Origin of the sequence: Nitratidesulfovibrio vulgaris str. Hildenborough (assembly GCF_000195755.1) — a bacterium.
Lineage (GTDB): Bacteria > Desulfobacterota > Desulfovibrionia > Desulfovibrionales > Desulfovibrionaceae > Nitratidesulfovibrio > Nitratidesulfovibrio vulgaris.
On record NC_002937.3, the window covers coordinates 937,002 to 962,681 of the forward strand.

The 25,680-nt window shown below is 63.4% G+C and carries 22 protein-coding genes; 4 read left to right on the forward strand and 18 right to left on the reverse strand.

What is annotated here, in order from left to right; all coding sequences use genetic code 11:
- Positions 1 to 4 precede the first annotated feature (4 nt).
- The 4 genes from DVU_RS04010 (at position 5) to DVU_RS04025 (ending at position 5,296) form a co-directional block, all read left to right on the forward strand.
- On the forward strand, positions 5 to 2,281 hold the full coding sequence (locus tag DVU_RS04010; protein WP_010938149.1) for a hydrogenase iron-sulfur subunit: 2,277 nt from the start codon (positions 5 to 7) through the stop codon (positions 2,279 to 2,281).
- 13 nt (positions 2,282 to 2,294) lie between these two features.
- Positions 2,295 to 3,449: a quinone-interacting membrane-bound oxidoreductase complex subunit QmoC gene (gene qmoC / locus DVU_RS04015; protein WP_010938150.1), complete on the forward strand. Its 1,155-nt coding sequence runs from the start codon at positions 2,295 to 2,297 to the stop codon at positions 3,447 to 3,449.
- 89 nt (positions 3,450 to 3,538) lie between these two features.
- Complete coding sequence (locus DVU_RS04020) at positions 3,539 to 4,285, forward strand: hypothetical protein (protein ID WP_010938151.1); 747 nt, start codon at positions 3,539 to 3,541, stop codon at positions 4,283 to 4,285.
- Positions 4,286 to 4,498: 213 nt separating this feature from the next.
- Entirely contained in the window at positions 4,499 to 5,296 is a 798-nt protein-coding gene (locus tag DVU_RS04025) for a substrate-binding periplasmic protein (protein ID WP_010938152.1), read from the forward strand.
- A 55-nt stretch (positions 5,297 to 5,351) separates the two neighbouring features.
- On the opposite strand, the gene DVU_RS04030 is transcribed toward DVU_RS04025, so the two are convergent.
- The 18 genes from DVU_RS04030 to uppS all read right to left on the reverse strand — a co-directional run bounded on the left by DVU_RS04030 (position 5,352) and on the right by uppS (position 25,662).
- The gene (locus DVU_RS04030) at positions 5,352 to 6,536 is read right to left on the reverse strand and encodes an RtcB family protein (RefSeq protein WP_014524280.1); all 1,185 of its coding nucleotides are present in this window, start codon (positions 6,534 to 6,536) and stop codon (positions 5,352 to 5,354) included.
- 500 nt (positions 6,537 to 7,036) lie between these two features.
- Positions 7,037 to 7,567 (reverse strand): siroheme decarboxylase subunit alpha, encoded by a 531-nt coding sequence (ahbA, locus tag DVU_RS04035; RefSeq protein ID WP_010938154.1) that lies wholly within the window; start codon positions 7,565 to 7,567, stop codon positions 7,037 to 7,039.
- Between the two features lie 9 nt (positions 7,568 to 7,576).
- A complete protein-coding gene (gene ahbD, locus DVU_RS04040; protein ID WP_014524281.1) occupies positions 7,577 to 8,758 on the reverse strand; it encodes a heme b synthase in 1,182 nt (393 codons plus the stop codon).
- A complete protein-coding gene (hemB, locus tag DVU_RS04045) occupies positions 8,758 to 9,750 on the reverse strand; it encodes a porphobilinogen synthase (RefSeq protein WP_010938156.1) in 993 nt (330 codons plus the stop codon). Before hemB ends, ahbD begins: the two co-directional genes overlap by 1 nt.
- 9 nt (positions 9,751 to 9,759) lie before the next feature.
- Complete coding sequence (gene ahbC, locus DVU_RS04050) at positions 9,760 to 10,941, reverse strand: 12,18-didecarboxysiroheme deacetylase (RefSeq protein WP_010938157.1); 1,182 nt, start codon at positions 10,939 to 10,941, stop codon at positions 9,760 to 9,762.
- 315 nt (positions 10,942 to 11,256) lie between these two features.
- Positions 11,257 to 11,940: a lipoprotein gene (locus DVU_RS04055; RefSeq protein WP_010938158.1), complete on the reverse strand. Its 684-nt coding sequence runs from the start codon at positions 11,938 to 11,940 to the stop codon at positions 11,257 to 11,259.
- Between the two features lie 84 nt (positions 11,941 to 12,024).
- Positions 12,025 to 12,360 (reverse strand): hypothetical protein, encoded by a 336-nt coding sequence (locus DVU_RS04060; protein ID WP_011792671.1) that lies wholly within the window; start codon positions 12,358 to 12,360, stop codon positions 12,025 to 12,027.
- Between the two features lie 14 nt (positions 12,361 to 12,374).
- Positions 12,375 to 13,655 (reverse strand): YIP1 family protein, encoded by a 1,281-nt coding sequence (locus DVU_RS04065; RefSeq protein WP_014524282.1) that lies wholly within the window; start codon positions 13,653 to 13,655, stop codon positions 12,375 to 12,377.
- Positions 13,656 to 13,731: 76 nt separating this feature from the next.
- Positions 13,732 to 15,318 carry a glycosyltransferase family protein gene (locus DVU_RS04070; protein ID WP_010940669.1) on the reverse strand — a complete coding sequence of 529 codons (1,587 nt, stop codon included), beginning with the start codon at positions 15,316 to 15,318 and terminating at the stop codon, positions 13,732 to 13,734.
- 170 nt (positions 15,319 to 15,488) lie between these two features.
- Complete coding sequence (locus tag DVU_RS04075) at positions 15,489 to 16,607, reverse strand: glycosyltransferase family 4 protein (protein ID WP_010938160.1); 1,119 nt, start codon at positions 16,605 to 16,607, stop codon at positions 15,489 to 15,491.
- A gap of 159 nt (positions 16,608 to 16,766) precedes the next feature.
- The gene (gene fliS / locus DVU_RS04080; RefSeq protein WP_010938161.1) at positions 16,767 to 17,672 is read right to left on the reverse strand and encodes a flagellar export chaperone FliS; all 906 of its coding nucleotides are present in this window, start codon (positions 17,670 to 17,672) and stop codon (positions 16,767 to 16,769) included.
- Between the two features lie 10 nt (positions 17,673 to 17,682).
- Positions 17,683 to 19,410 (reverse strand): flagellar filament capping protein FliD, encoded by a 1,728-nt coding sequence (fliD, locus tag DVU_RS04085; protein WP_010938162.1) that lies wholly within the window; start codon positions 19,408 to 19,410, stop codon positions 17,683 to 17,685.
- A gap of 137 nt (positions 19,411 to 19,547) precedes the next feature.
- Positions 19,548 to 20,333 carry a tRNA (adenosine(37)-N6)-threonylcarbamoyltransferase complex dimerization subunit type 1 TsaB gene (gene tsaB / locus DVU_RS04090; protein WP_010938163.1) on the reverse strand — a complete coding sequence of 262 codons (786 nt, stop codon included), beginning with the start codon at positions 20,331 to 20,333 and terminating at the stop codon, positions 19,548 to 19,550.
- On the reverse strand, positions 20,330 to 21,394 hold the full coding sequence (gene rseP, locus DVU_RS04095) for an RIP metalloprotease RseP (RefSeq protein WP_010938164.1): 1,065 nt from the start codon (positions 21,392 to 21,394) through the stop codon (positions 20,330 to 20,332). The genes tsaB and rseP overlap by 4 nt, the downstream gene beginning before the upstream one ends.
- Positions 21,391 to 22,617 (reverse strand): 1-deoxy-D-xylulose-5-phosphate reductoisomerase, encoded by a 1,227-nt coding sequence (gene dxr / locus DVU_RS04100; RefSeq protein WP_010938165.1) that lies wholly within the window; start codon positions 22,615 to 22,617, stop codon positions 21,391 to 21,393. Before dxr ends, rseP begins: the two co-directional genes overlap by 4 nt.
- Entirely contained in the window at positions 22,614 to 24,083 is a 1,470-nt protein-coding gene (locus DVU_RS04105; RefSeq protein ID WP_041722895.1) for a pyridoxal phosphate-dependent decarboxylase family protein, read from the reverse strand. Before DVU_RS04105 ends, dxr begins: the two co-directional genes overlap by 4 nt.
- A gap of 32 nt (positions 24,084 to 24,115) precedes the next feature.
- A complete protein-coding gene (locus DVU_RS04110; protein ID WP_010938167.1) occupies positions 24,116 to 24,922 on the reverse strand; it encodes a phosphatidate cytidylyltransferase in 807 nt (268 codons plus the stop codon).
- The gene (uppS, locus tag DVU_RS04115; protein WP_010938168.1) at positions 24,919 to 25,662 is read right to left on the reverse strand and encodes a polyprenyl diphosphate synthase; all 744 of its coding nucleotides are present in this window, start codon (positions 25,660 to 25,662) and stop codon (positions 24,919 to 24,921) included. Before uppS ends, DVU_RS04110 begins: the two co-directional genes overlap by 4 nt.
- Positions 25,663 to 25,680 lie beyond the last annotated feature (18 nt).

The following is a 25,680-nucleotide window of genomic DNA, read 5'->3' on the forward strand; positions in this document are numbered from 1 at the left end:
CATAATGGCCAGCAGAATTGGCGTCTATTTTGACCAGTCGAGCATCGGCGGCGGCCTTGATGTCGAAGCCCTGTCCGACGGCGTCTCGAAGAAGTGGGGAACGCTGACCCCCGTGGTCAAGGTGCTTCCCGTCCTCGCAGCCGAGAAGGCGCGGGACGAGATTCGCGCCGACATCGAAGAGAACGAACTTGACGGTGTCCTGCTCTGCGGTACCTCCCCCCGCGTTGACTGGGACCTCTACAAGTTCGATGGTGTCATCGTCGACCGTGTTAACCTTCGCGAACAGTGTGTCCTGTCCTACAAGAACCCCGACGGCTCCACTGTCGAGGAAGGGGATGACGCTCCTGAACTGCTCGTCAACCTTGCCACCGACTACCTGAACATGGGTGTTGTCCGGTTGCAGAAGACGACGGCTCCTGAAGCCGCCCCTGTCGAGAGCGTGCGCCGGGTGCTGGTGCTGGGTGGTGGCTGGACGGGCCTTACGGCTGCCCGCAACGCCTCCATCGCAGGCCTTGAGGTCGTTCTCGTCGAAAAGGGTGATGTCCTTGGCGGCAAGACCCTGAACCTGCACCAGACCATCCCGCTTCATGCCCCGTATGTCGAGGCACATGCCACCGGCATCGAGCAGAAGATCGCCGACGTCGAGTCCGACGCGAACATCAAGGTGCTCAAGGGCTCTGTCCTGACCAAGCTGGCGGGCATGCCCGGCGAGTTCACCGCCATCGTCAAGACCCCCACTGGCGATGAAGAGATCGCCGTTGGTGCCGTGGTCCTTGCCACGGGCTGGCAGCCGCAGGATGCCAAGCTGCTTGCTCCTCTTGGCTACGGCAATGTCCCCAACGTGGTGACCTCCGCCGAGTTCGAGAAAATGGTCAAGGAAGGCACCATGACCGCCCGTCGTGTTGCCTTCATCCTGAACACGTCACTGTGCGACGGCGGCGACATCTACGCTCCCTTCTGCGCTGACGAGGCCGCTCCCGCCGAAGCTGCCGCCGAGGCTCCTGCCGAAGGCGAAGAGGCTGGCCCCAAGTGCAAGGACCTCGAGAGCATCCGCCATCTGCCGTACTCCAACTCCATCAGCAGCGTGGTTGCCCTCAAGCAGGCCAACTACGTCTGTGACAAGTTCGAGGGCGCGCAGGCGTTCATCCTGTACGACAGCATGGTGGTGCAGGGTATCCACGAGCGCTACTACAAGGCCGCACAGGACCGTCTCGGCATCATGATGAGCAAGGCCGACATCCGCGAAGTCCGCGAAGGTGCCAACGGTACCGTTAGCGTGCTCTGCGACAACACGCTCATCGGCGATGACATCCAGATCGACGTGGACATGGTGGTGCTGCCCACAGGCATCGTGCCTTCCACTGCGAAGGACGCCATCATGAACTTCGAATACCGTCAGGGCCCCGGCTTCCCGGACCTCGACCTCTTCGACGGTTTTGCCGACTCGAACTACATCTGCTTCCCCTACGAGACCCGGCGTACCGGTGTCTACGCAGCCGGTTGCGTGCGCCAGCCCATGACGCTCGATTCGTGCGAGGAAGACGCCATCGGTGCGGCCATGAAGGCCATCCAGTGCATCGAGTCCGCCAATCGCGGTGTTGCCGTGCATCCCCGTTCAGGCGACCTCTCGTACCCCATCTTCAACTTCGTGCGCTGCACCCAGTGCAAGCGCTGCACGGAAGAATGCCCCTTCGGCGCCCTTGATGACGACGAGAAGGGCACTCCGAAGCCCAACTACAGCCGCTGCCGCCGTTGCGGTACCTGCATGGGTGCCTGCCCCGAGCGCGTCATCTCCTTCGCCAACTACAACATCGACCAGATCGGTTCGATGATCCGCGAAGTGAACGTCCCCGCAGACATGAAGAAGGGTGGCCCCCGCGTCATCATCCTCGCCTGCGAGAACGACGCCTACCCCGCGCTCGACATGGCCGCTCTCCGTGGCAAGCCGTGGAGCCCCTATGTCCGCATCATCCCCGTCCGCTGCCTTGGTTCGGTCAACGCCATATGGGTTGCCGACGCCATGTCGAAGGGTATCGACGGTGTCATGATGCTGGGCTGCAAGTACGGTGACGACTACCAGTGCCACTTCGTCAAGGGCTCTGAAATCTGCAACCGCCGCAAGGAGAACATCGCCGAGACGCTGAACCGCCTTGGCGTGGAACCCGACCGTGTGGAGCAGTACGAAGTCGCCATCGACGAGTACGACAAGCTGCCGGGCATGATCGAAGGCTTCATGAACATGATCTTCGAGAAGGGTCCGAACCCGTTCAAGGGCTACTAGGAGGAGATGGAACATGGCTCAATCCGTCAGGATTCAACCCGATCTTGAGTTCGTCAAAGAACTGCAGGCCGTCGGTGGGGAGTCGCTCAAGAAGTGCTATCAGTGCGCTACCTGCAGTGTCGCCTGCCCCATCTCCCCGGCAAGCAACCCCTATCCCCGTAAGGAGATGGTCTGGGCCTCTTGGGGTCTGAAGGACCGTCTGCTGAACGACCCCGACATCTGGCTGTGCCACAACTGCGGAACCTGTTCCGACCTGTGCCCCCGTGGCGCCAAGCCCGGCGACCTGTTGGCCGCACTTCGCAACATGGCCTACCAGCGCCTGACCCAGCCCGCTGTCGTGGCCAAGTGGCTCACTTCGTCCAAGTACCTGCCCATCCTCTTCGGTATCCCCGCAGTCCTCTGGGCGGTCATCTGGATGATCATGGCGGGCGTCAACGGGTCTGCCATCCCGCAGGGCGAAATCGTCTTCGGCAAGCTGTTCCCCGGCGACTACACCGTAGACCCCATCTTCATCCTCACCTTCTTCTCGATGGTCGCCATCATGTGGAAGGGAACAGTGAAGCTGCTTGCGTCGTTCAAGCCTGAAGGCACGACGTTGATGCTTGGCAAGACCAAGCACTGGGTGCTGCATCTTGTGGACGTCATCCTCGAAGAGGTCATGACGCACAAGAAGTTCAAGGATTGCGGCGATGACAAGTCAGACCGCAAGGTCGGTCACCTTGGCGTCTTCTACGGCTTCGTCTTCCTCGCCATCGTCACCGCCATCGTCGCCGCCGGTCACTGGGGTGGCAAGGTGTTCCCGGCCATTGCCCTGCATACGCCGATGCCCCTGCTGTTCCCCGTCAAGATACTCGCCAACATCGGTGCCGTCCTCCTGCTCGGCGGTCTGGCTCTGCTGACCATCCGCCGTCGCAGCCTCGACCCCAAGAAGTCCTCGTCGAACTACTACGACTGGTATCTTCTCGGAGTCATCTGGGCTGTCGCCGTCACCGGCGTCCTGAGCCAGCTGTTCCGCCTTGCGGGCATCGCTCCGGTTGCCTACTTCGTCTACTACCTGCACCTCGTGGTGGTCTGGATGCTGTTCGCGTACCTGCCCTGGTCCAAGCTCGGGCACCTTGTGTACCGTACCGCCGCCATCACCTATGTGCGCGCAATGGGTCGTCGTTAGCAGAACACCGGTCGGCGCGCTGCGGCGCGCCGACATCAGGACGCAAACCGAGAATGCAACTTTCTCCGAAAGAGAATCAGGAGGCCGAAATGTCTGACGAAGGTCGTAGAATGTTCAAAATGGATGCCGTTCTGGGCCTCATCGCCGGAAAGAACGGGGCTGCCGTGTCCGATCTTCTTGGCTACCTTGCCCAGCGTGACCTCGCCGCCGAGGACGAAGCCGCTGTGGCACCCATCGCCAAGGGGTGGCTGTTCAGCCAGCATCCTCCGTTCATGCAGTGCGCCTACAGCGAAGTCGGCAGCTACGAAGACTGGGTGAAGAAGGAATGTGGCCGTCTCGGCGACAACGTATCGCTTCAGCCCATCCCCGCTGCTGAACTCGCCGCCATCAACGGTGTTCTTGACCGTATCGCCGAATACAAGGCGACCATCGCCGCACAGGCCGGTGAAATCGAAGGCCTCAAGGGCCAGGTGAAGGAACTGACCCCGTTCAAGGGACAGGCTGCCGACCTTGAGAAGAAGCTCGCCCAGAGCGAACAGAAGGTGCAGGGCCTCAATGGCGACATCGGCAACCTTCGCAAGGAGCTTGCTCCCTTCCAGGGTAAGGTCGCCATCGACGAGAAGGAAATCGAAAGCAGCGTGAAGGACATCGTCTCCCGCGCCGTGAAGGATGCCCTCAAGAACCTGCCCGTCGCCGCTGCAGGTGCAGCAGCTGTTGCGGGTGATGCTGCCGCTGAACCTGCCGGCTTTGAAGAGTCGTCCTCTTCCGACGGTGGCGTGCCCGATACCTTCGGTTTCGGTGCCAGCGGTGCCAGCGACGACGGCTTCGGCTTCTAGTCGCCCCCGTCTTCATGCCATCAGGGCCCGACCATCCGGTCGGGCCTTTTTCATTTCAGCCCTTGTCCAGTTAATGAAGCCTGACTGCGGGGACAATGCGCTGAAGGCGTGGTGGTGGGGATTCTGATCAGGAGTATATTCTCATCAGGTTCACATGACCTGCGAATTTGGCTAATAGTAGTAGCATACACTATTGCCGACAGGTTGGCTGCCATGAAACTCAGGCACTGTCTTATCATCGTGTTCGCATGTTGTGCCGCTCTCTGGTCCGAGTCGCCCTCGATAGCCGATGACGCTGTGCGAACGTCTCTGGCAGGACTGGAGTGGCACGTCGTCACAGACGTCTGGCCGCCCTTTCGCATCGAGCAGGAAACGGGGCTTGTGGGCATCGATGTGGATATCCTGAAGGCGCTGAGCACCAGCCTTGGACTACGTCTGCGGATTTCACGGGCACCATGGGGCAGGTGTCTGAAGATGCTCGAGACGGGAGCTGCGGACGCCATGATCGGCTTGGCGAAAAGCGCTGAACGCGAAGTGTACATCAGGTACGTGCCGACGAGTTATTATACCTGCTCGCCCCGGTTCTACATTCTGGCCGGCGCAAGGCGCGCAGTCTTGACCTATGATGACCTCGAAGGGATGCGGGTGGGCTATGTCGCCCAGTCTCGTTACTTCGAGCCGTTCGACAGCGATACGAAGTTGCAGAAGTATGCGGTGCCGACAGAAAGGCAACTGCTGGAATTGCTTCTGGCAGGACGTGTGGATGTCATGGTGGGCACGGACTGTCAGGTCGACTACGAACTGGCAGAGGCTGGATTGCTGGAGAGAGTGGTCGTCGCGCCATACCGGCCTGATGCCCATACCCGATTGTATCTGGGCTTTTCCAGAAAATCCCGGTTTGTGCCACGGATTGCATTATTCGATGATGCGATGCGCGACCTGCTTGAGAAGGGGGCGCTGAAGCAGATTCGCGCAAGCTACCTGCCCGATTCGAGTGTGTCCGGGCGTTGAATCCGGGCTGACGGGGCAGCGCGAACCTGTATTGCATCACCCGTGTCTGCCCTGTTCAGCCCTTGATCACCACAACCGGTCTGAAGTGGTCGACCACATCCACGAGTAGGCCGTCCTGTGCGGCAAGAACCGGGGCAATGGGTTTGTAGGCGTCAGGGGCCTCGTCGAGAACTCCCTTGTCTGTGCGGCAGAGAATGCCGTGCATCTGCCGCTCGAATGTCATTTGCTCGATATGGGCGCGCGCCTTCTGTCGCGACATGACCCGTCCTGCGCCGTGTGAAGCCGACGAAAGATAGTACGCGTTGCCGAGGCCTCGCGTGATGTATACGCCGTCACGCTGATTGGCGGGGATGATGCCCGGTTGTCCCGACGCGGCGGGGGTCGCACCTTTGCGATGCAGTACGTTTGCGCCATCGACCTCGGCGTGGTTGTGGTTCTCGTTGATTGTAGATGCCAGCAGGTGCGAGATGGTGGCTTCGTCCAGCGATGGAAAGGCCTTGAGGACAAGTGCGAGCATGGCACGCCTGTTGGCCAGCGCGTACTCCTGCGCCCATTGCATATCCTTGAGGTAAGCCTGCCCCATAGGAGTACGCAGCGCGAAGAGGCGTCCTTGCCGCATGTACCACGCTGCTATGTCCCATCCCGGACGGCGTGAGCCGGAATGCAGCGTGATGCCGACTTCGCTTCGGCTGTTGACCCCCACCTCGATGAAATGATTGCCTCCACCGAGGGTCGCCATCTGGCGCGCGGCCTTCGCCACCACACTTGCCGTCAGCCCCTTGTCGCCGGATGCTGAAAGGAAGCGCGGAGCATCGAACTCTCCGGGCCCTCGCATATCGGTTCCCACGGGGATATCGTGCAGGATGCGATCGAACAGTCGCTGACGCGACAACGCGTCGGGCAGCAGTTCGTCGACTGTGCGACCTGTGTTGACGTGGCACATGCCGCAACCGATGTCGTAGCCGACGAAGCCCGGACTGATGGTGCCTGCGAGAAGGGCGACTCCGCCGATGCACAGGTCGTATCCTGCATGGACATCGGGCATGATGGCGAGCCTGACGAGACAGTCGAGGGAGAGGACGTTCTCTATCTGTTCCCACGCCTTGTCGTCGATGGCGTCAGGGGGGAGCGTGAGAGCGAGCCTTGTATCCTTGGCCGCATCACGGGTTTGGCGCGGTGACGCCGTACCGGCTGGTTCAGGGCGGTCTTCGCCCGTCCTGTTCTGGCCTCGTCTGTTCATGCCATGCCGATTCATGGGTGCATGATAAGGGCGTTTCGCATCCGTGTCACCCGACCCCGTACATTGCCCGCCGAGTTGTCTCTTCATGGCGAGGACGACTATGGTTGGCTTCGGAACATGAGACGATTGCGCGGATAGTGGCAGGGCGGGGCGTTCCCCTCGAAACCGCGCGTCGGTGCGAGGGTGCGATAACGCGCTACACCGGGGTGTGGGGCCAAAGCCATGAGGCGACTTCGCGAGTACGGTGACCGTCGGCTGTTACCAGCTTTGAACAGGCCCTAATGACCCGGAATAGTGATGCAAAGAGGCTCACTGTCGTTGCGGCTGTCCGGTGCGCCGCAGGCACGTTGAGGTGTACCCGTGAAGAGGGGGCTGTCAGGGAAGGCTGGTGGCGGGCATTCCGCCTTTCCAGCGAACAATGAGGGGCTATCACGTCAAGACGCCCCACGGTGGTGCCGCGGGGCGTCTCGTTCATAAGGCGCGTCGTTGGTGGATGCTGGCTAATCCATCCTGAAGTCCACACGAATCTTGTAAAGCTTCGTGGCAGGCAGGTTGAGAATGGGGATGCCCGTGCGTTCGGTGATGCCGTCAAGCAGCGAGCATACCTGCTCCCACGAAGGGCAGATGCAGGTGAACCAGATGTTGTATTCGTGATTCCGCAGGTAGTTGTGCGTGACGTTCACGTGCCTGTTGACCTCGGCCACGAAGGCGTCGATGCGGTCTTCGGGCACCTTGGCGGCGCAGAGTGTGGAACGGAACCCCAGCTTCCATGAATCGAAGTTGGCTCCCAGACGGCGGATGACCTTGCGTTCGCGCAGGGCGCGAACGCGCGCCAGCGCTTCGCATTCCGTGATGCCAAGCGTCTCGCCCAGAACGGCGTAGGGTCTGGGCTCAATGGGAAATCCCGTCTGGATGATGTCGAGCAACCGGCGGTCGACGGCGTCCATCATGTCGGTGGAGGCTTTCCCTGCGCCGTGGTGACCTGCCGCCGTCCCGGACGGGTGACAGCATGCGTTGTGCGCTTCCGTCATGGCCTTCTCCTAGCGGCAGGGCGTCATACGACGCGGTTTGTACGAGCACAGCGGCTCTTCAGCCATGTGGTCACCCGACATGTTGTAGGCACGTGCCCGGCAACCGCCGCAGACCTTGTGATACTCGCAAGGGCCGCACTTGCCGGTGTATTCCTCCTGCGTGCGGAACTGCCTGAAGTGCTCGGACTTGCGCCATATCTCGGGGAAGGGCGTGTTCCGGACGTTACCGCAGTCGAGCTCAAGGTAGCCGCATGGCTGCACCTGCCCGGTGTGGCTGATGAAGCAGAACCCTGTGCCTCCAAGGCAACCACGTGTCATCGCGTCCATGCCGAAGTTGTCAGGGGTGACGGACACGCCCTCTTCCTTGGCGCGCTGGCGCATGATGCGGTAGTAGTGGGGGGCGCATGTGGCCTTGAGATGCATGGAGGTCGTCTTGCGGAAGTCGTAGAACCAGTTGAGCACTTCCTCGTACTCGGCGGCGGAGATGACCTGGTCGGAGAGACCGGCGGCCCTTCCGGTGGGCACGAGCAGGAAGATGTGCCATGCCACGGCACCGATGCGTTCGCACAGCTTGAAGATGTCCTTGAAGCTATGCAGGTTGTCGCGGGTGACCGTGGTGTTGATCTGGAACTCGATGCCCGCGTCGCGCAGGTAGCCGATGCCCCTCATGGACTGTTCGAATGCCCCGGGTACACCTCTGAACGCGTCATGGCTGGCGGCATCGGGCCCATCTATGGAGATGGAGCACCGTTGTACGCCGGATGCCTTCATGCGCTGTGCGTGTTCCGGCGTGATGAGCGTGCCGTTGGGCGACATGACGCAGCGCAGTCCCTTGTCCGTGGCATAGGCGATGAGTTCGTACACGTCGCCACGCATCATGGGGTCGCCACCCGTGAAGATGATGATGGGGTTGCCAACGTCGGGGAAGGTGTCGATGAGCGCCTTGGCTTCGTCGGTGGAGAACTCGCCGGGGTAGGGTTCCATGTGCGCCTCGGCCCTGCAATGCTTGCAGGCGAGGTTGCACGACCGGGTCACTTCCCACGCGATGAGCTTGCAGGTGGGGCTTCCATCTTCGAGGGTGCGTGGTCCGTGGGCAGTGGGATGCGCTCCCATGCCGCCGCCCGGATGTCCGCCCGGATGCCCAGCCGGGGGCCCGCCGGGGTGCCCGACCTTGGTCTTGATGTCATCCATCAGCGCACCAGCCCTTTGGCGAGAAGCTCTTCGGTGAAGTAGGTGATGATGAGGTCGCATCCTGCACGCTTCATGCCGAGAAGCGACTCCATGATCACGGCCTCTTCGTTGATCCAGCCGTTGATACCGGCTGCACGGATCATGGAATATTCACCGCTCACCTGATAGGCGACAACAGGCAGGTCGAAGTTGTCGCGCACCTGTCTGATGATGTCGAGGTAGGGTCCTGCCGGTTTGACGATGAGGAAGTCAGCGTCCTCGTCCACGTCGGCAGCGGCTTCGCGCATGGCTTCGCGGCTGTTGGCAGGGTCCATCTGGTAGGTCTTGCGGTCGCCGAATTGCGGTGTCGATTCTGCGGCTTCGCGGAACGGGCCGTAGAAGGACGAGGCATACTTCACCGCATAGGACATGACCGGGATGTGGGAGAAGCCGTTGGCGTCGAGTCCGGCGCGTATGGCCTGCACACGCCCGTCCATCATGTCGGACGGTGCCACGATGTCGGCCCCGGCTTCGGCATGCGAGACGGCGGCCTTGGTCAGTAGCGACAGGGTGGGGTCGTTGTGCACTTCGCCGGAGGTGTCTCCCTGTCGCACAAGCCCGCAATGACCGTGGTCGGTGTATTCGCACAGGCAGACGTCGGTGACGACAACGAGGGCGGGCCAGCGTTTCTTCAGCAGACGAACTGCCTGCTGCACGATGCCGTCCTTGTTGTAGGCTTCGCTGCCCTTGTAGTCCTTGACCTTGGGGATGCCGAAGAGGATGACGGCACGCAGCCCCTTCGCCACGGCCGCTTCGACCTGCTTCTCCAGTTCCTGCAACGAAAGCTGGAACTGGCCGGGCATGGCCCCTATCTCCTTGCGGAACGCGGGTTCGTCGGTCTCGACCACGAAATAGGGCATGATGAGGTCGGCGGCACAGACCACGTTCTCGCGGACGAGTTCACGCAGGGCCGCCGTGCGACGTAGCCGACGGCCTCTGAAGAAGTCTCCCATCTCGGCCCCCTACGCGCGGATTTCGTCGTCGGTGAGGTAGCAGGCAGGGTCCTGTGCCCATTCGTCGCCGTAGTAGGCTTCGGCGCGGGCGCGGAAGTTGCCGCCGCAGATGTTGAGGTAACGGCAGGTGGCGCAACGGCCGCCCACGTGCTTCTTCTTGTCCTTGAGCTTGTGCAGCAGTTCGATGTTCGGGTCGTCCCAGATTTCGGAGAAGGGCCGTTCGAGTACGTTTCCGAAGGTGTGGTTGCGCCAGAACTGGTCGGCATGCACCTGACCGTCCCACGAGATGCAGCCGATGCCACGCCCGGAGTTGTTGCCCTCGTTGTACTGGAGAAGCTCGAACACCTCTTCGGCGCGCTTCGGGTCTTCACGCAGCATACGCATCCATACGTAGGGGCCGTCGGCATGGTTGTCGACGGTGAGAACCTCCTTGGGCAGCCCGGCGTCGAACAGTTCGCGGGTCTTGTCCATGATGAGGTCGACGATGGCGCGGGTCTCTGCGTGGTCGAGGTCTTCCTTGATGAGTTCGGAACCGCGACCGGAGTACACGAGGTGGTAGAAGCAGATGCGCGGCACTTCAAGGTCGCGCAGAAGCTGGAACAGCTTGGGCACTTCACTCTGATTGCGCTTGTTGATGGTGAAGCGCAGCCCCACCTTGAGCCCTTCGGCCTTGCAGTTCTCGATACCCTGCAGGGCCCTGCGGTACGAGCCGGGCACGGCGCGGAACTTGTCGTGCACCTCTTCACCGCCGTCGAGCGAGATGCCGACGTAGGAAAGGCCCACTTCCTTCAGTTCGCGGGCCTTCTCCTTGGTGATGAGGGTGCCGTTGGTGGAGATGACGGCACGCATGCCACGCCCGGTGGCGTGCTTGGCAAGTTCGACAAGGTCCTGACGCACGAGGGGTTCGCCGCCGGAGAAGAGCATGACGGGAGCGCCGTACTGGGCGAGGTCGTCGATGATGGTCTTGGCCTGCTCGGTGCTGATTTCATCCTTGCCTTCGGGGTCGACGGCCTTGGCGTAACAGTGCACGCACTTGAGGTTGCAGCGCCGGGTCATGTTCCAGACCACCACGGGCTTCTTGTCCTTGGAGAACTGAAGCAGGTGGGAGGGAAGCTGGCCCGAATTACGACCATAGCGGAGCGCGTCGGAGGGTTCGACCTGGCCACAGTAAAGCTTGGAAATCCCAATCATTATAACTCCTGTTGGCTGCCCGGAAGACGCGTCGTGCCCCGATGGCGGGGCACGCGTCGATGGAACGGCGCGCTTCCGGATTTCGCGCCGGAACGTACTTTCTTGCTTCGTAATATAAGACCCGGCGGGGGTTAGGCAAGCCCGGATACGCTTGTGGGCGGTTGCCTCGCCTGCGTGATTACAGGGCGTTGCACGCATTTCGATAAATAGATGCAATCAGGCCGTGCGGGCATGATGCGAAATCCTCCGCCAACCATGGCCCAAGGGCATGAAAGGCGGAGGTGAAAGGCGGTACCGTGAGAGGCGAAGGCCCGTCTACTGGAAGGCGTCGGGCTTCGAGGGGGCCTTGGGGGCAGGGGGATAGAGCCAGTCGTGCACCTCTTTGCCCATGTCGGCGGAGACGGTCTGCACCACGGCCCATGTCGGGTCGGAAGGCATGCGTGCCTTGGTGGCGAACAGCAGATAGTCGTTGGTGAACTGGCGTTCCAACAGTGCGGTGTGCGCCATGGACCAGAGAAGCTGCCCCGAGGCCACGTCGAGAATCTCAATCTGCAACGAGACGCGCGTATCCCCCGCGGTCCCTCCTTCCACGAAGTATGTCACATAGCCGCCCACGACCACCTGCGCTCCCTTCATGCGCGCGAGGCGTAACGCAATGTCCTGCCTGTACGGGGTGGCCTGGTCCGCGAATTCGATGACCGGAAAGACCCGCTGCTGAAGCCACGTCTGCCAGACCATGCGTGAGACGTTGGTTCCCACCAGCGTAGGGTGCTGCATCTGCTGCGTGACGCGAAGCGGCATGAACAGGGCGTTGGGCGGTATCTCAGGGCGGCCTTCGGGGCGGACCATGACCTGCGGGTAGCCGCGTCGCACCCAGTCGTCGAGGTAGAAGGTCGGTTGGCTGGCGAGGTCCATATCCACGCTGACGCGTGGCGGAGATGCACATGAGAGGATGAACAGTGTCGACATGGCGACAAGGATGGCTGCAAACCGGGGCATGGCGCGTCCGTTGTTCGGGTGTCGGAAAAACGCCTCCGAGGAGGTGTCTCCACGGAGGCGAAGCAAGAACGATGCCGGAAGGGATTACTGCAGTCTGGCTGTGGGCGCGGGCGACGTATAGGCAGATTCGAGGACCTGCTCGAACGCCCGGGATATGGATTCGTGCAGTTCAAGCCGCTCTTCGACGGAAAGGTGGTCGAATTCGGCCGACTCGGTCAGTTTCACCAGGGCGTCCATCTCGTGGCGGATGCGCCGTAGCCTGAAGAGCGCACAGGTATCCACAGGGGAGGCCCGTTCGGTCAGGAGTGCGAGTTCGCGCAGTTCGTCGGCCAGCGTGCGGAGGTTCTGCGGGGCGATGATACGGGCCTGCTCACGGTGTTCGCGCCAAGAGCGCACGACGTTTCGCAACCACCGGAACATGCCCTGAAACCTTCCTAGGCTCCGCCGCCCGCGACGACCATCTTGAGCATCTGGACACCCACGGCGATGGCGAGGATGTACAACGGGCCAAGTGCCAGCAGAACCCTGCTCCATGGCAGCCTGTAGGCGTGTTTGACACCTATGACGGTGCACGCCACGAACCACAGCGAGCCGACCGTGGGCCCCAGCAGCGGCACGATGCTCACCACCGTGGGGGCCGCACTGTAGCTCACCACCCGAAGCATGGTACCGAAGTGAGCCTTGTCGGGCTGCACGAGGCGCATCATGAAATGGTAGGCCCCGGTGACGCAGACCAGTTGCAGGATGAGAGTGAACGGCGAGAGCATCAGCGTGGCCCCGATGCCGAACTCCTGCGCGATGCCGCCCAGAAGCGCATGCAATTGCGGGTCGTCGATGCTCGGGCCAAGCATGTTGAAGGTGGTGATGTACCACAGCCGTTCCATCAGCGACTGGAAGATGCCGAGCAGGATGAAGAAGGCCACCGGCCGCATGGACGGCCCGTCGGAACCGATTTGCGTGAAGAAGCGGGGCGCCCCGAACATGACGCGAAGAATGGTCTGGTACAGCCCGGGAAAGAAGCCATGGCGGTCGAGGTTCTCCCACGGGATGCCCTCGCGGGGTTGCCCGGTGCCGTCGTCCGGATTGGGAGGTGTGCCCTGCGCCATATGCGTATCATAGAGCTTGCGCCAGCGGTCGCCTACGGATGAGACGGCGTCCCACACATCTCCCTTGGTGTCGCCCTTGCCCTTGGTGGAGGCAGGCGAGGCATTGTCGTCGGCACGGCCTTGCACGTACGGGGGCACTGCCCTGTCGGTGCGGTCGGCCTCGGGGGACGCTTCCGGTGCCTCGTGGCGGGGCGCACCGGGGATGACCGCGCCGGGGGGCAGCGGGTCGTCACCGCTGTCTTCGGAGGCGGAGGCAGCAGCGGGTGCTGAAGCTGGTGCGTCGGGAGTGTCCGCCTGTACCGGTTGTTCGGGATATGCGGGCGTGTCGCCCCGGTCGCTGGCAACGGGCATCCCGGAGGGGGCTGCCGTCGCATCGACGACTTCGGGCGACGCACTGGCGGGGCCCGTCGCGCCATGAGACTCTTGGGACGCGGGGGATGCGGAGGCCGCATGGGAATCGCGGGTCACGGCCTGCGGTATGGTGGCTTCCGGGTCGCGGAAGCGGAATTTGCAACGGCACTTGGGGCAGGTGGCGATGGCTGCGGAAGGGGGCAGCCTGCCTTCGTCCACCTCCCTCTCGAAGCCGCATTCAGGACAACGTATGAGCATGGGGTTTCCTTTATGCCTGTAATGACAATGGGAGTGTATAGCGGGACGCAGCCCAAGGCAAGGGCGTGACACCGTTTCAGGCGTCTCGGAAGTAGAGCGCCGCATCACCCCAGTGCCGTGCAGCCGCTTCGAAAGCCTGTCGTGGAAGCCCGGGATATTCGTGGCTGAGTCGATGTAGCGACCTGCCTGCGGCAATGTCGAAAGTGCGTAACCGCGCTTCGATGGCTTGCCTGTCCTTCCCGGTCAGGCTGTGGTGCAGGATGGGGTGCCCCGGCAAGAGGATGAACCCTCCATGCAGCCCGGTGACCCGTTCATGGATGCGTCCTTCGAACCGGACGCCGGGGGCATTGCGGAACAGGCGCAGCTGAATGTCGGGCCAGAGGCCGAATCCGACGCGGATGTCGTGCCCGTCAGGCAGAAACGTGTGCCGCGGCAGCGCGATGCCACCAATGCCGCTGCTTGCCGCATGGCTTGTCCATGTGCGGATGCATGACCATGTGCCGGGGCTGAGGATTTCGTCGGCGTCGAGGTAGACGACCCACTCATGCGGGGTGGCATCCAGCATGGCATTGCGTTGCGCGGCGAAATCCGCATCAAGGGGGCGGCAGACATGGCGGACGGGCACGGCACAACCCGGTGTGCGGGAGGGGATGTCCCCATCCCATACTGCGGTCACCCCTGAAAGCCAGCTTGGGATTTGCGCGAAGAAGGTGTCCAGCCCCGGTTCATGCGGGTGGAGGATGGCGCAGACATGAAGGGGCGATACGCCCGAAGGCGGGGTTTTCCGGGTTGACAGGACAGGGGCTGGGTCAGGAGGCGATGGGGGCGAAAGCCGTGTCGCCATGAGAAAGAGTTTGCGTAGTTGCCGTAGCAGGGGGCGTTCGTCGGCGCCCTGACTGGCACAGAAGGTGACCAGCGTCGTCTCCGGGACGACACCGGCGTCGTGCAGAAGAAGCAGCAAGGCCCACGGGGATGTATCGCAAAGCAGCAGAAACGGGGGCTTCGCATCCTGCTGCTTGGGAGACGTCGGGGCATCATCGTGGGGTGATGGCGTGGCTACGGCTGGAGAGTCGGTCGGGAGACATCCCATGGGGCCGTCGGCAGAGATGTTGCGGGCGCGTTCACTGCCTGCCTCCGTGGTGCGGTAACCTTCTGGATTCGTGGAGTATGTTCCCAGACGGGCGCGTGCCATGTCGGGCGACATGGAGCACAGTACCAGCCGGACATGTTCCGGTAAGGCACCGAGAAGCGTCTCGATTTCGTGGCGTGAAGGCGTGCCGAGCAGCAAGACGTGACGGCGTCCCCCGTGGGCTGCGAGGCGTGCCACGCGCTCCATGTCGCGTGAGACGTTGGACGCGGCAGGACATGCCGGGCCGGAGGTCGGGTGCTGGCTGCCACCCTGCTGCGTGCGGGGGGCACTGTGCGGGGGGGCAAGCGCTGCCTCACGGGGGGCGGACATGCCGGGCAAGGCGGCGGCATCGGGGGAGGGCGCACACTGCACGGGGGCATCAGGGATGGGGGAGGCGACAGCGGATGCTGTGGCCGATGCCGGTGGCGATTCGGGCTGTTCCCCGCAAGGCGTTCCGGGCGTTGCGCTTCCTAGCCGCCAGCGGAGTATCTCCGGCGTCCAGAGTGCATGAAGTGGCGGGGTGTTCTGCTGCATGAGCCATGCGTCTCCTGCCGGAACAATGCCCCGTCCCAAAGCAGGATGCAAGGCCGCATCACATTTTCGGGAGGTCTCGCCCACGGGAGAGAATAGCGCCCCGCGGGAGTAGGGAAGGGCTGCCTGAACAGGCAGGGGAAGACCCTCTCGATGCGCCGCAACGGGCGAGGCTAGCCTTCCGGGATATTGCGCCCGGCATGGGCGAGTACGTCGTCGTAGATGTCGGCTGCCCGTTGCGTGATGCGGCGGATGTCGAACAGTTCGACGGCCTTTTGACGACCTGCTTCGCCCATGCGTCGGGCGACGACGGGGTTGCGCAGCAACCAGAGGATGGCTGCCGCATATTCTTCCGCATTGCCTGCCACGATGCCCGTCACGCCGTGCTGTACCAGTTCGAGTTGGGCGTTGTCGCGCAACTCGGGGCAGGGGTGCGTCACGACGGGCAGGGCCGCGCTCATGGCCTCGGCTATGGCAAGGCCGAAACTCTCACCCGTGTCATTGGCGTGGGCGAAGACGGAGAGGCGGCCGTAGAATGCCGCAAGTTCCTTGTCGTCGAGAAGGGGCGGCATGAAGCGTACATGTTCGCCTAGGCCATGGTCAGAGACGAAGGACTCGGCTTCGGGGATGCCGCCGACCACAAGGTAGCGGAAATCATGAAGTTCACCACGGAGCAGCGGCAGAAAGTCCAGCGCAAGGCGTGACCATTTGCCGGGGTCGGGGCGTGATAGCCTGCCGATGACAGGACGGCTGTAGTCCCGTGCGGCGGGCGGCGGCGTACCCTTGATGAACACCCGGGTGTCCACGGGGTTGTACAGTACGTCATAGCGGGGCGGCGTCGCGGGAATGCCGTGGACGGCCGCATACCTGCGGGCGCAGAAGTGCGAGACGAACAGGGTGCGGTCGATGCAGCGGGCTGCCGCAGAAGGGTCGTGTCTGCCGAAGACGTTGGTCTCGATGAAGCGAGGCAGGGTCAACCCAGCTTGTGTGGTACGGCAAGCTGCCCGTAGTGCCCTGAGAAGGGCAGGCGTGGGCCACCCGCCGCGGTGGATATGCACGATGTCGGCTTTGAGACGGCGCGCCCACATTCCCGGGTCGCCCCCTATATGGACGACAACGCCGGCCTCGCGCAGCATGGCACTTCGTGGCCCGTCCTGCGGAGACCAGACGGCACAGGTGTATCGGGTCGCATCCATATGGCAGGCGAGCGATTGCAGGACCTTTTCGGTGCCGCCGCAGCCCATGGAAGGTGCGATATGCAGCACAAGGCGAGGAGAGGTCTGGCCTTTCACTGCTGGCTCCGTTGACGCTGGGGGCAGTCGTATACCGGTTCGGGTAGGTGAGGTCTGTGTGGGCAATGCCGTGGCGACTTGCGGGGAATGGGGTCGCACCCGGTTGCTGCTGGCGTTCCGCACGTCAGCACGTCAGGCTTGGCACCGTGCGAGGCAGGCCTACCCCTGTGACAGCTTCCTGTAGAGATTGCTCGCTGCAAGCCGCTTGTTGGCGAAACCGCCCGGTATGCCCTGCCCGTCGGGCACGGTATGTCCGGCATGATCGGCCTGTCCCGTCGGGACGGCCTGTTTAGAAGGGGCAGAGGGGGCAGCCGGAGGCGCGGGCGCAGTGGTGGTCTGTCCGCCCGGTGACGCGAAGGGGAGTGTGCCGTGCGCGGCTGCGGGGGGAGGCGTCTGCCCATGGGCGGCAGGGCCACCGGGGGCGGCTGGCGCGCCGGTCTGTGGTGCGGGGCGTGTCGCCTCCTGTACCGCGGAGGGGGCCACGTGGGCTGGCGGTGGCATGACAGGCCTTTCGAAAGCCACGCCAGCTGCGGCTGGGGCCTGCGGTGTCGTCTGTCCGTAAGCTGCGTTGGCTTGCGCACGGGCCGCGAAACCCGCGGGCGGGCGTGGCAGACCGGGCATGACCGGGGCCCCACGCTGCGGCATGGCGGATGCGGGCGATTGGCGGGCCGCCACATCGGCGGCGGCTGCCTGCGCTTCGGGCGTGTTGACGATTTGTGCATAGGCACCGCGCAAGCCCGAAAGGACCTTGATGACCTCGTCGATGAGGTTGGGGTCGAGCTTCAGGTTGGCACTGAGCAGTCGGGTGCTGCAATAGAAGTAGAGCTTGTGGAGATTGTCTGCCAGTTCGCCGCCCTTTTCGGCGTTGAGGCTGCTGTCGAGTTCGTTGATGACGTCGAGCGCCTTGGAGATGAGCACGCCCTTACCGGCCATGTCACGGGCCGCCATGCGTTCCTTCGCCTGCGTCAGGAATTTGATCGCACCGTCGTAGAGCAGCAGCAGAAGCTCGCCCTGCGATGTGGTCGTCACCTGAGTCTGGAGGTACGCCTGTGCCGCCTTGTGCATGTATCTCTCCTTACTGCTTGCTGAGCTGTGTTATCTGGCTCTGGAGCGACTGGTTGAGCTGGTCGTAACGGGCGAGCGTGGCTGAGAGCGTAGCGAACTGGTTGCGCATGGTGCGTTCCCACTTCTCGATGCGCGAGGTCTCGCTTTCGATCTTCTTGTCGATGTCGTCCATGATGTCCGTGTAGTTGTTCTCAAGGACGGCCAACGTACCATTCTTGCCCAGCATGTCTGTGAGCATGCCGTCGATGTCGGCGGCCTTGCCCTGTTTGATGCGCACGCGGCTTGAATACGAACCGGGGGCGAGGTTGTCCACCTGCAGCAGAAGACCTCGAGAGTTGCCGTCCATGGAGGTCAGCGTGTGCGAGGCATCGTCGACCTTGGCGGGGCGGCCGTCTATGACGGCGTTGACGATCTTGCCTGAGGCATCGACCTCGTAGCTGACGTCATAGATGCCCGCCTTGGTCACGCCGTTGACCTTGGACTGGTAGGAGAAGTCGGGCGAGTCGGAGACGCCGATGCCATCGGCGGCGAAGAGTTCGGCCACCGCTGTGGGGTTGTTCTTGAGCGCCGCGTCGAGCTTCTCCTGATCGATGGTGAGCAGTCCGTAGTTGGGGTTGCCCTCCTCGGCGTTGGTGAGGATGCCTATCTGGGCGAGCGAGCTGTAGATGTCGCCGCGGTTGATGTTGCCATCCTTGTACTGGTACTCGAAGCCGGTGCTCTTGTCGGCGATGGCTGTCTTGAGCCGCGAGGAGATGAGCTGCACACCGTAGTTGCCGGTCAGGATAGAGCCTTTCTGCGCCTGAAAGAGCGATGCAGACTTGTCGGCACTGATGGTGGCCTTGTTGCTATCGACCTTGGTCTGTTCGGTGATCTTCGAGCGCACGGCGTTCATGCCGTCCACGAAGGCGGTGATCTTCTCCTTGATCTTCTCGATGTCCGTGGCGACCGTAAGCTGCGTCGTCCCCACATCCTTGAGGGAGATGTTGAGACCTTCGATGACGTTGGAGACCGTGTTGCTGGTGGACTTGAGCCAGCCCGTGGCGGGCCAGCCGTTGACGCGGAACTCCGCGTCCGTGGCCTGCTGCGTCTGCCATTTGGTGGGGTCGTTGCCCGGCAGCTTCGAGAGATTCGTGGAGGCGTCGATGGTGAGCGATGCCTCGGAACCGAGGTCCATCCCGTGCATCTGGAACGTCCACGCATTGCCGTTCTGTACGAACGAGGCACGTACACCGGGGTTCTGCGGGTCGTTGTTGATGATGTTCTTGAGCCCGTCGAGGGTGGTGCCGGGGGGCACTGTCATGGTGCGCGTCGTGCCCTTGTAGGTATAGACGAACGACTGGTCGGTGGTGGAGGTGTTCACCTGTTGCGTCTTGTCGGCGAACGTGTCGTTGAACGTCCAGATACCGTTGCTGGCGAGCTTGTTGACTTCGATGCGGTAGGTGCCTTCCAGCGCGGCGGAAGAGGTCGTGGCAGAGGCGACGGCTGCGTTCGAGCTTGAAGCCGTCTTCACGAGGAACTCTTCGAGCGTGTCCATGCCGTCCACGACGTTCTTGAACGTGGCGAGTTCGGTACGCAAGTCGCCGAAGGCGTCCTTGCGGCGTTGCCAGTCCGCCTTCCACAGGGTGAGGCGGTTCATGGGCACTTGTTCGATCTTCTTCAGGCCGTCGATGACCTGTGCGAAGTCGACGCCGCCGCCGAGACCGGTGAAGTTGATACTGCCGGAAAGATAGTCAGCCATGTTCGCTCCCCTGTGCGGAAGTTTTTGCCTTGCACGAGGCTCATCCAAACGGATGCAATCCAGATGCCACGTGACTGGACGCAGGGGCTCCTGCCGTTGTTATCGGCAACGCGAGCGCAGAGCTTTAGAGCGGGAGGTCAGAACTGTCGACAGGCCGACTCGTCGGCACTGAGGGTGGTCAGTCGCGCGAGGGTGTTCCGGGCCGCATCGGGGTCGATGCCGCGTCGCGTCACGAGGTCGGCGAGGTTCTCTTCGGCATCGCAGGGGCGCAGGTAGAAGGGCTGCACATCGTCGTGCGACCACGTCGCCGCGGCAGTGAGGCGTATGAGCGACTGGATGGTGGGCTGGTCATGGTCGGCGGGCAGCAGCAACGCCGCCGGAAGGTGCTCGGCGAAGAAGGCTCGGTTGCGGCTGAGCCCCGAACCGAGCACCACAGGTGCACCGCCGAATCTGAGTATGCGCTCGACAGCCCCCTGCAGATTCAGGGCCTCGACACGGGCGACAGGCACCGGCAGGCTGTCGCAGCCACGGGTGGTGAAACCCTGCATGTGCACGAGGCCCCTGCGGGCATGGGTGACCGCCCACACCAGCATGCCGGGCAACTGGCACGCCCTGTCCGCAAGGGCGTGCATGTAGTCGATGCCCGCTGTCTGCGCTCCGGTGGAGCGGGCGAGGGCCGCCGCGGTCGAGAGGACGAGCCTCAGTCCCGTGAAGCTGCCGGGGCCGTTCACACAGGCGATGCGGTCGATGTCGCCTATGGAGAGGTGCATACGGGCGAAGCCCTCTCGCAACGCCGGGGTGAGCAGTTCAGTCCCGCGTGAGGGGGCGTCCCACGCCTGTGCGAAGAGGCGCTGCCCGTCGCGCAGCACGGCAAGTTGCAGCAGCCCCTCGGCCGCGTTCATGATGAGGGTGAGACCGCTCATTGCCCGATGCGCACGATGTCGTTGTAGGTGGCAAGGAACATGAGACCCAGCAGCAGGACGAGGCCCATGCGCGTGGTCACCTCCTGCACCTTCTGCGGCACAGGTCTGCGGAAGAGCATCTCCAGCCCGAGGAAGATGATGTGCCCGCCGTCAAGGACGGGGATGGGCAGCAGGTTCAGCAGGCCGAGGTTGATGCTGATGAGGGCGGCAAGTGCCAGAACGCCTGTGATTCCAGAGTCCTTGGCTTCACGGCTGACCATCTGTGCGATCATGATGGGGCCGCCCACCGTGTCGAGGGGAACGACGCGTTCGAAGAGCTTCACGACACCCTTGCCCGTCATGGCTATCATCGTCCATGTCTGGCGTGCGCCGGTGACGGCGGCTTCGACCGGGGTCTGCGGCAAGGTCATGGTGGCGCCGGAAGCCTGAATGCCGATGAGGAAGGCGTCCTCCTCGTCACCGAAGATGGTCTTGCGGGTGCGGTGTTCGGGCACGATGCGAAGTTCGTGCTGCCCTTCGTTGCGCGTCAGGCTGAGTGTCACGGGGGCACCCTTGCTGGCGGCAATGGCGTCGGAGACCTGGTCCCACCGTTCGATGGATACGCCGTCGATGGCGACGATGCGGTCGCCCGACTGCACGCCCGCAGCGGCAGCGGGGCCGCCTTCCAGTACCTTGCCCACTTCGGGCAGCACGATGAACTGCCCGTGCACGAAGGTCAGGCCCCAGTAGATGAACCACGCCAGAAGCAGGTTGAACACCGGGCCTGCCGCGATCACGATGAGCCTGTGCCATGCAGGGCGCGCAGAGAACATCTGCCCCTTGGTGAACCCCTCGGGAATCTCGTCGTCGCTTTCACCCGCGAGGGAGACGTACCCGCCAAGCGGGATGAGCGACAGGCGGTAGTCGGTCTGCCCGCTGCGCCAGCCGAAGATGCGTGGGCCGAATCCCAGCGAGAAGGTGTGGACGCCTATGCCCAGTACGCGGGCGGCGAGATAGTGCCCCAGTTCGTGGAAGAAGATGAGACCGCCGAGAACCAGAAGCACAGAAAAGAAGCTGCTCATGCCATGCCGTCCGTGTTGGAGTGTCCGGCCCGTTCGTACACGGTGCGCCTCGTCGCCTCGTCGAGGGCCTCGATGCCTTCGATGTCGTGCGGCGTGGTTCCGTCGTGCATGTCGAGGGCACGGGCGATGATGTCCGGGATGTCGAGAAAGCGGATGCGGTCGCTCAGGAAGAGGGACACGGCCACCTCATTGGCGGCGTTGAGCACCACGGGCATGCCGCGTCCTTCCCGGTAGGCGCGGCGTGCCAGTTCGAGGCACGGGAAAGAGTGTAAGTCCGGCTCTTCGAAGGTCAAGCTGCCAGCCTTGACGAGGTCGAGGCGCGGCACCCCCGCGTCGACGACGCCGGGCCACGTGAGGCAATAGGCGATGGCGATGCGCATGTCGGGTGTGCCGAGATGCGCAATCTGCGAACCGTCTTCGTATTCGACCAGCGAGTGGACGATGGATTGCGGGTGCACCACCACGCCCACGTCGTCGATGCCCACGCCATACAGGTGACAGGCCTCGATGACTTCAAGCCCCTTGTTCATGAGTGTGGCGGAGTCGATGCTTATCTTCGCCCCCATGTTCCAGTTGGGGTGTGCGAGGGCATCACGGCAGCTGACCGCGGCAAGGTCGTCCCTTGAGCGGCCCCTGAAGGGCCCGCCCGAAGCGGTGAGGATGATGCGCCGTACAGAGGCCGGGTCGTGCCCCTGCAGGGCCTGAAAGATGGCGTTGTGTTCGGAGTCGACGGGCAGGATGACCGCGCCGCTTCCGGCGCAGTGGCGGCGGATGATGTCACCCGCGAGCACGAGCGATTCCTTGTTGGCGAGGCAGATGACCTTGCCATGCCGGGCCGCCGCTTCGGTGGCGCGCAGTCCTGCGGCCCCCACCTGTGCGGAGAGGACGGTTCCGGCCTCCGGCAGGGTCGCCATGGTGGCATACCCTTCAGGGCCGATGTGGATGTGCGGGGCGTACCCGGCGGGCAGCAGGTCCCGCAGCTTTGCAGCGCCCGTGGCATCCAGTACGCCGAGGTGTTCAGGACGCCATCGTGCGGCCTGCGCGGCCAGCTTCTCCACATTTCGAGCCCCGGCCAGTGCCACCACTTTGAAACGGTGCGGATGTGCCTCGACGACGCGAAGGGCGCTGGTGCCGATGGAACCTGTGCTCCCCAGCAGGGCGAGTGTGCGCGGTGTCTCGTGCTCCCATTCCGGCGATGGCATGGCGGAGATATAGCGTATCATGCGTGCAGTCCTTCCGGCCCGAGGGCCGCAAGCTCACGTCCGAAGCGGGACATGAGGTCGAACAGCATTCGTATGTCGTCGTCGGTGGTTCGATGGTTGGCGACACACAGACGGACACCTGCGCGGCCGCGCACAAGTGCGGGGGTGAGAAAGCCTTCTCCCGACTGTTCGAGTCGTTGCAGCAGGGCGACCTGAAGGCGGTCGGTCGCGGCCTCATCCCAGTGCGGTGCCCCCGCCATGGCGGAAGGGACGAACCGGGCACAGGCGATGGAGAGGGCCACCGGGGCGAGCACCTGCCACTCGGGTGATTCGGTGCACAGGTCATGAAAAAGCCGCGCCTGCGCCATGTTGCGTTCGATGATGCGTGCAAGTTTCGCCGTGCCGTATGTCCTGAAGGCGAACCAGACCTTCAGGGCGCGGTTGGCCCGACTCAGGATGAACGTGGTGTTCTTCAGGTCGTGTGGGCTTTCCTGGCCGAGATAGGCCGCCTTGGCCTTGAACGTGTCGGTCTGCACGGTGCGGTCGCGGAAGAGGGTGCAGCCGCATTCGAGGGGGATGAAGAACCATTTGTGCGGGTCGACGCAGACCGAGTCGGCCCTTTCGATGCCGTGCAGCAGCGAGCGACCGTGCTGCGTCAGCAGGGCAGCACCGCCATAGGCTGCGTCGACATGCAGCCACAGGCCTTCGTCGGCGCAGATGTCGGCCAGCGCGTCCAGAGGGTCGACGGCCCCGGCGGTGACGGTGCCTGCCTGCCCCACGACACAGAAGGGGGCGAAGCCCGCGGCCCTGTCGGCGCGGATGCGCTCGCGCAGCGCCTCCGGGATGATGCGGCATGCCGCGTCGGAAGGGATGGCCCGGACGTTCTCGCTGCCGAGGCCAAGCAGGGCCGCCGAACGTTCGATGGACATGTGCCCCTGGTCGGAGACGTAGAGCACGGGCGTCTTGTCGAGCGCACACAGGCCTCGCGTGCCGACCTCCGGGAAGTGTGCATGGCGCGCGACGGTGAGGCCCATGAGATTGGCCATGGTCCCGCCGGAGACGATGGTGCCGCCCGCCCCTTCGGGGAAGCCCAGCAGTCTGTGGAACCAGCCGAGTACGATCTCCTCGAGCACTGTGGCGGCGGGGCCGCCCTTGAACGAGAGCGGTGCCTGATTGAGACCGGTGCAGAGCACGTCGCCGATGGTTCCGGCGGGTGCTGGGCTGGTGGTTATCCATGCGAGAAAGCGCGGGTGTCCGATGCGGGTGGCGAAAGGCGCCACATGGTCGGCGACCTCCTGCAAGGCGGCGTCCACGCCGATGCCCTCCACGGGCAGGTCACCGGGAATGGCGGCGACGATGGCGTCGTGAGAGGCGGGATGCACCACCGGGGCGTCGGCGATGTGCGCGATGCGGTCGGCGATCATTCCGGCGACGCGGGTGAGGTCGCCGTGCAGGTCGTCGAGGTCGAGCGTCTCGAAGGGTGGCATGGTCGTGGTCTCCGCCTCCGGCATGTGTCCCATCAGAAGAACGCCAGCACGCTGTCGGCGGCGGCGTAGACGGGCACCACGAAGAGAAGGCTGTCGATGCGGTCGAGCAGACCACCATGACCGGGAAGCAACGTGCCCGAGTCCTTGACGCCGAGGGTGCGCTTGAGTGCCGATTCGAAGAAGTCGCCCAGCTGTGAGGCCGCGTTCAGCAAGACACCCAGCATGGCGAACTGCCACCACGGTCGCACACCCCACCACAGGCCGAGGCCCACGCACATGGCGATGCACAGCACAAGGCCGCCTATGCTGCCAGCCCAGCTCTTCTTGGGGCTGACGCGGGGCCAGATGCGTGCTCTGCCGAGGTAGGTTCCGATGTAGTAGGCACCGGTGTCGGAGATGAAGGCGGCAAGGGCCACCAGCAACTGGTCGCGTAACGAAAGATGCAGCACGGGCAGCAGCAGGAGGGGGACATACAGCAGGCCTGCGGCGAGAATCTGGCCGTCGGCGAAGCGGCTTTCATCGTCGCCACGTCCCCAGTCGCCGAGGAACTGCAACGCGCCAGCGAGAAAGGCTCCGGCAAGGCAGCCCACGATGAGCCATGGCTTGTCGAGGTGCCCTGCCACCAGCATGCCCGCGCCCAGCACGAGGCCTATGGCCTTCATGTGCAGTTTGTCATTGCATGGCCAGAACATGGTGTAGAATTCGAGCAGGGCGAGCGATGACGCCACAAGCGCAAGCAGGACGAGAACCCAGCCCCCGAGGGCGAGTCCGGCGGTGAGCAGCAGGGCGAGGGCCGCGCCCGTTACGAGGCGCTGCAGGTGTGAGGTGGCGAGGGTCATTGTTCGATCTGCTCCTGAGTGCGTCCGAAGCGGCGGCTGCGTCCCGCATAGGTCTCGAGTGCCTTATGCAGTTCGGCGGGGGTGAAGTCGGGCCAGAGCGTGTCAGTGAAGTAGAATTCGCTGTAGGCACTCTGGAACAACAGGTAGTTGCTGATGCGTATCTCGCCGCTGGTGCGGATGACGAGGTCGGGGTCGGGCTGCCCGGCCGTATAGAGGCGTGCGGCGAAGGCCTCCTCCGTGATGTCCGCGGGGGCGACGCCCTCTGTGACAAGACTGCGGCACGCGCGGAGTATCTCTTCACGACCGGAATAGTTGAGCGCGAGGTTCAGCATCATGGCGTCACAATGGGCCGTGCGGCCTATGGCGTGTTGCAGGGCCATGCGCGTTGCCATGGGCAGGTCTTCAAGCGCACCGAAAACGTTGAGGCGTATGCCCTGTCTCTCAAGGTTGGCAAGCTCACGCCCAAGGAAGTCCACCAGCAATTCGAACAGGAACTTGACCTCGCTCTTGGGGCGGCTCCAGTTTTCGCGTGAGAAGGTGTACATGGTCAGGTGGCGGATGCCCACGGTGCGCGCCTCCGTGACGATGGCACGGGCGGCTTCGGTGCCCGCCTTGTGCCCTTCGCTGCGCGAGAGGCCGCGCATGGTGGCCCATCGTCCGTTGCCGTCCATGATGATGGCCACATGGGCGGGCAGGGCTGCTGCCGACACGGATACCTGTTCGTTGCGTGAGTCGCTCACGGTCTTCCTTGTGCGGGG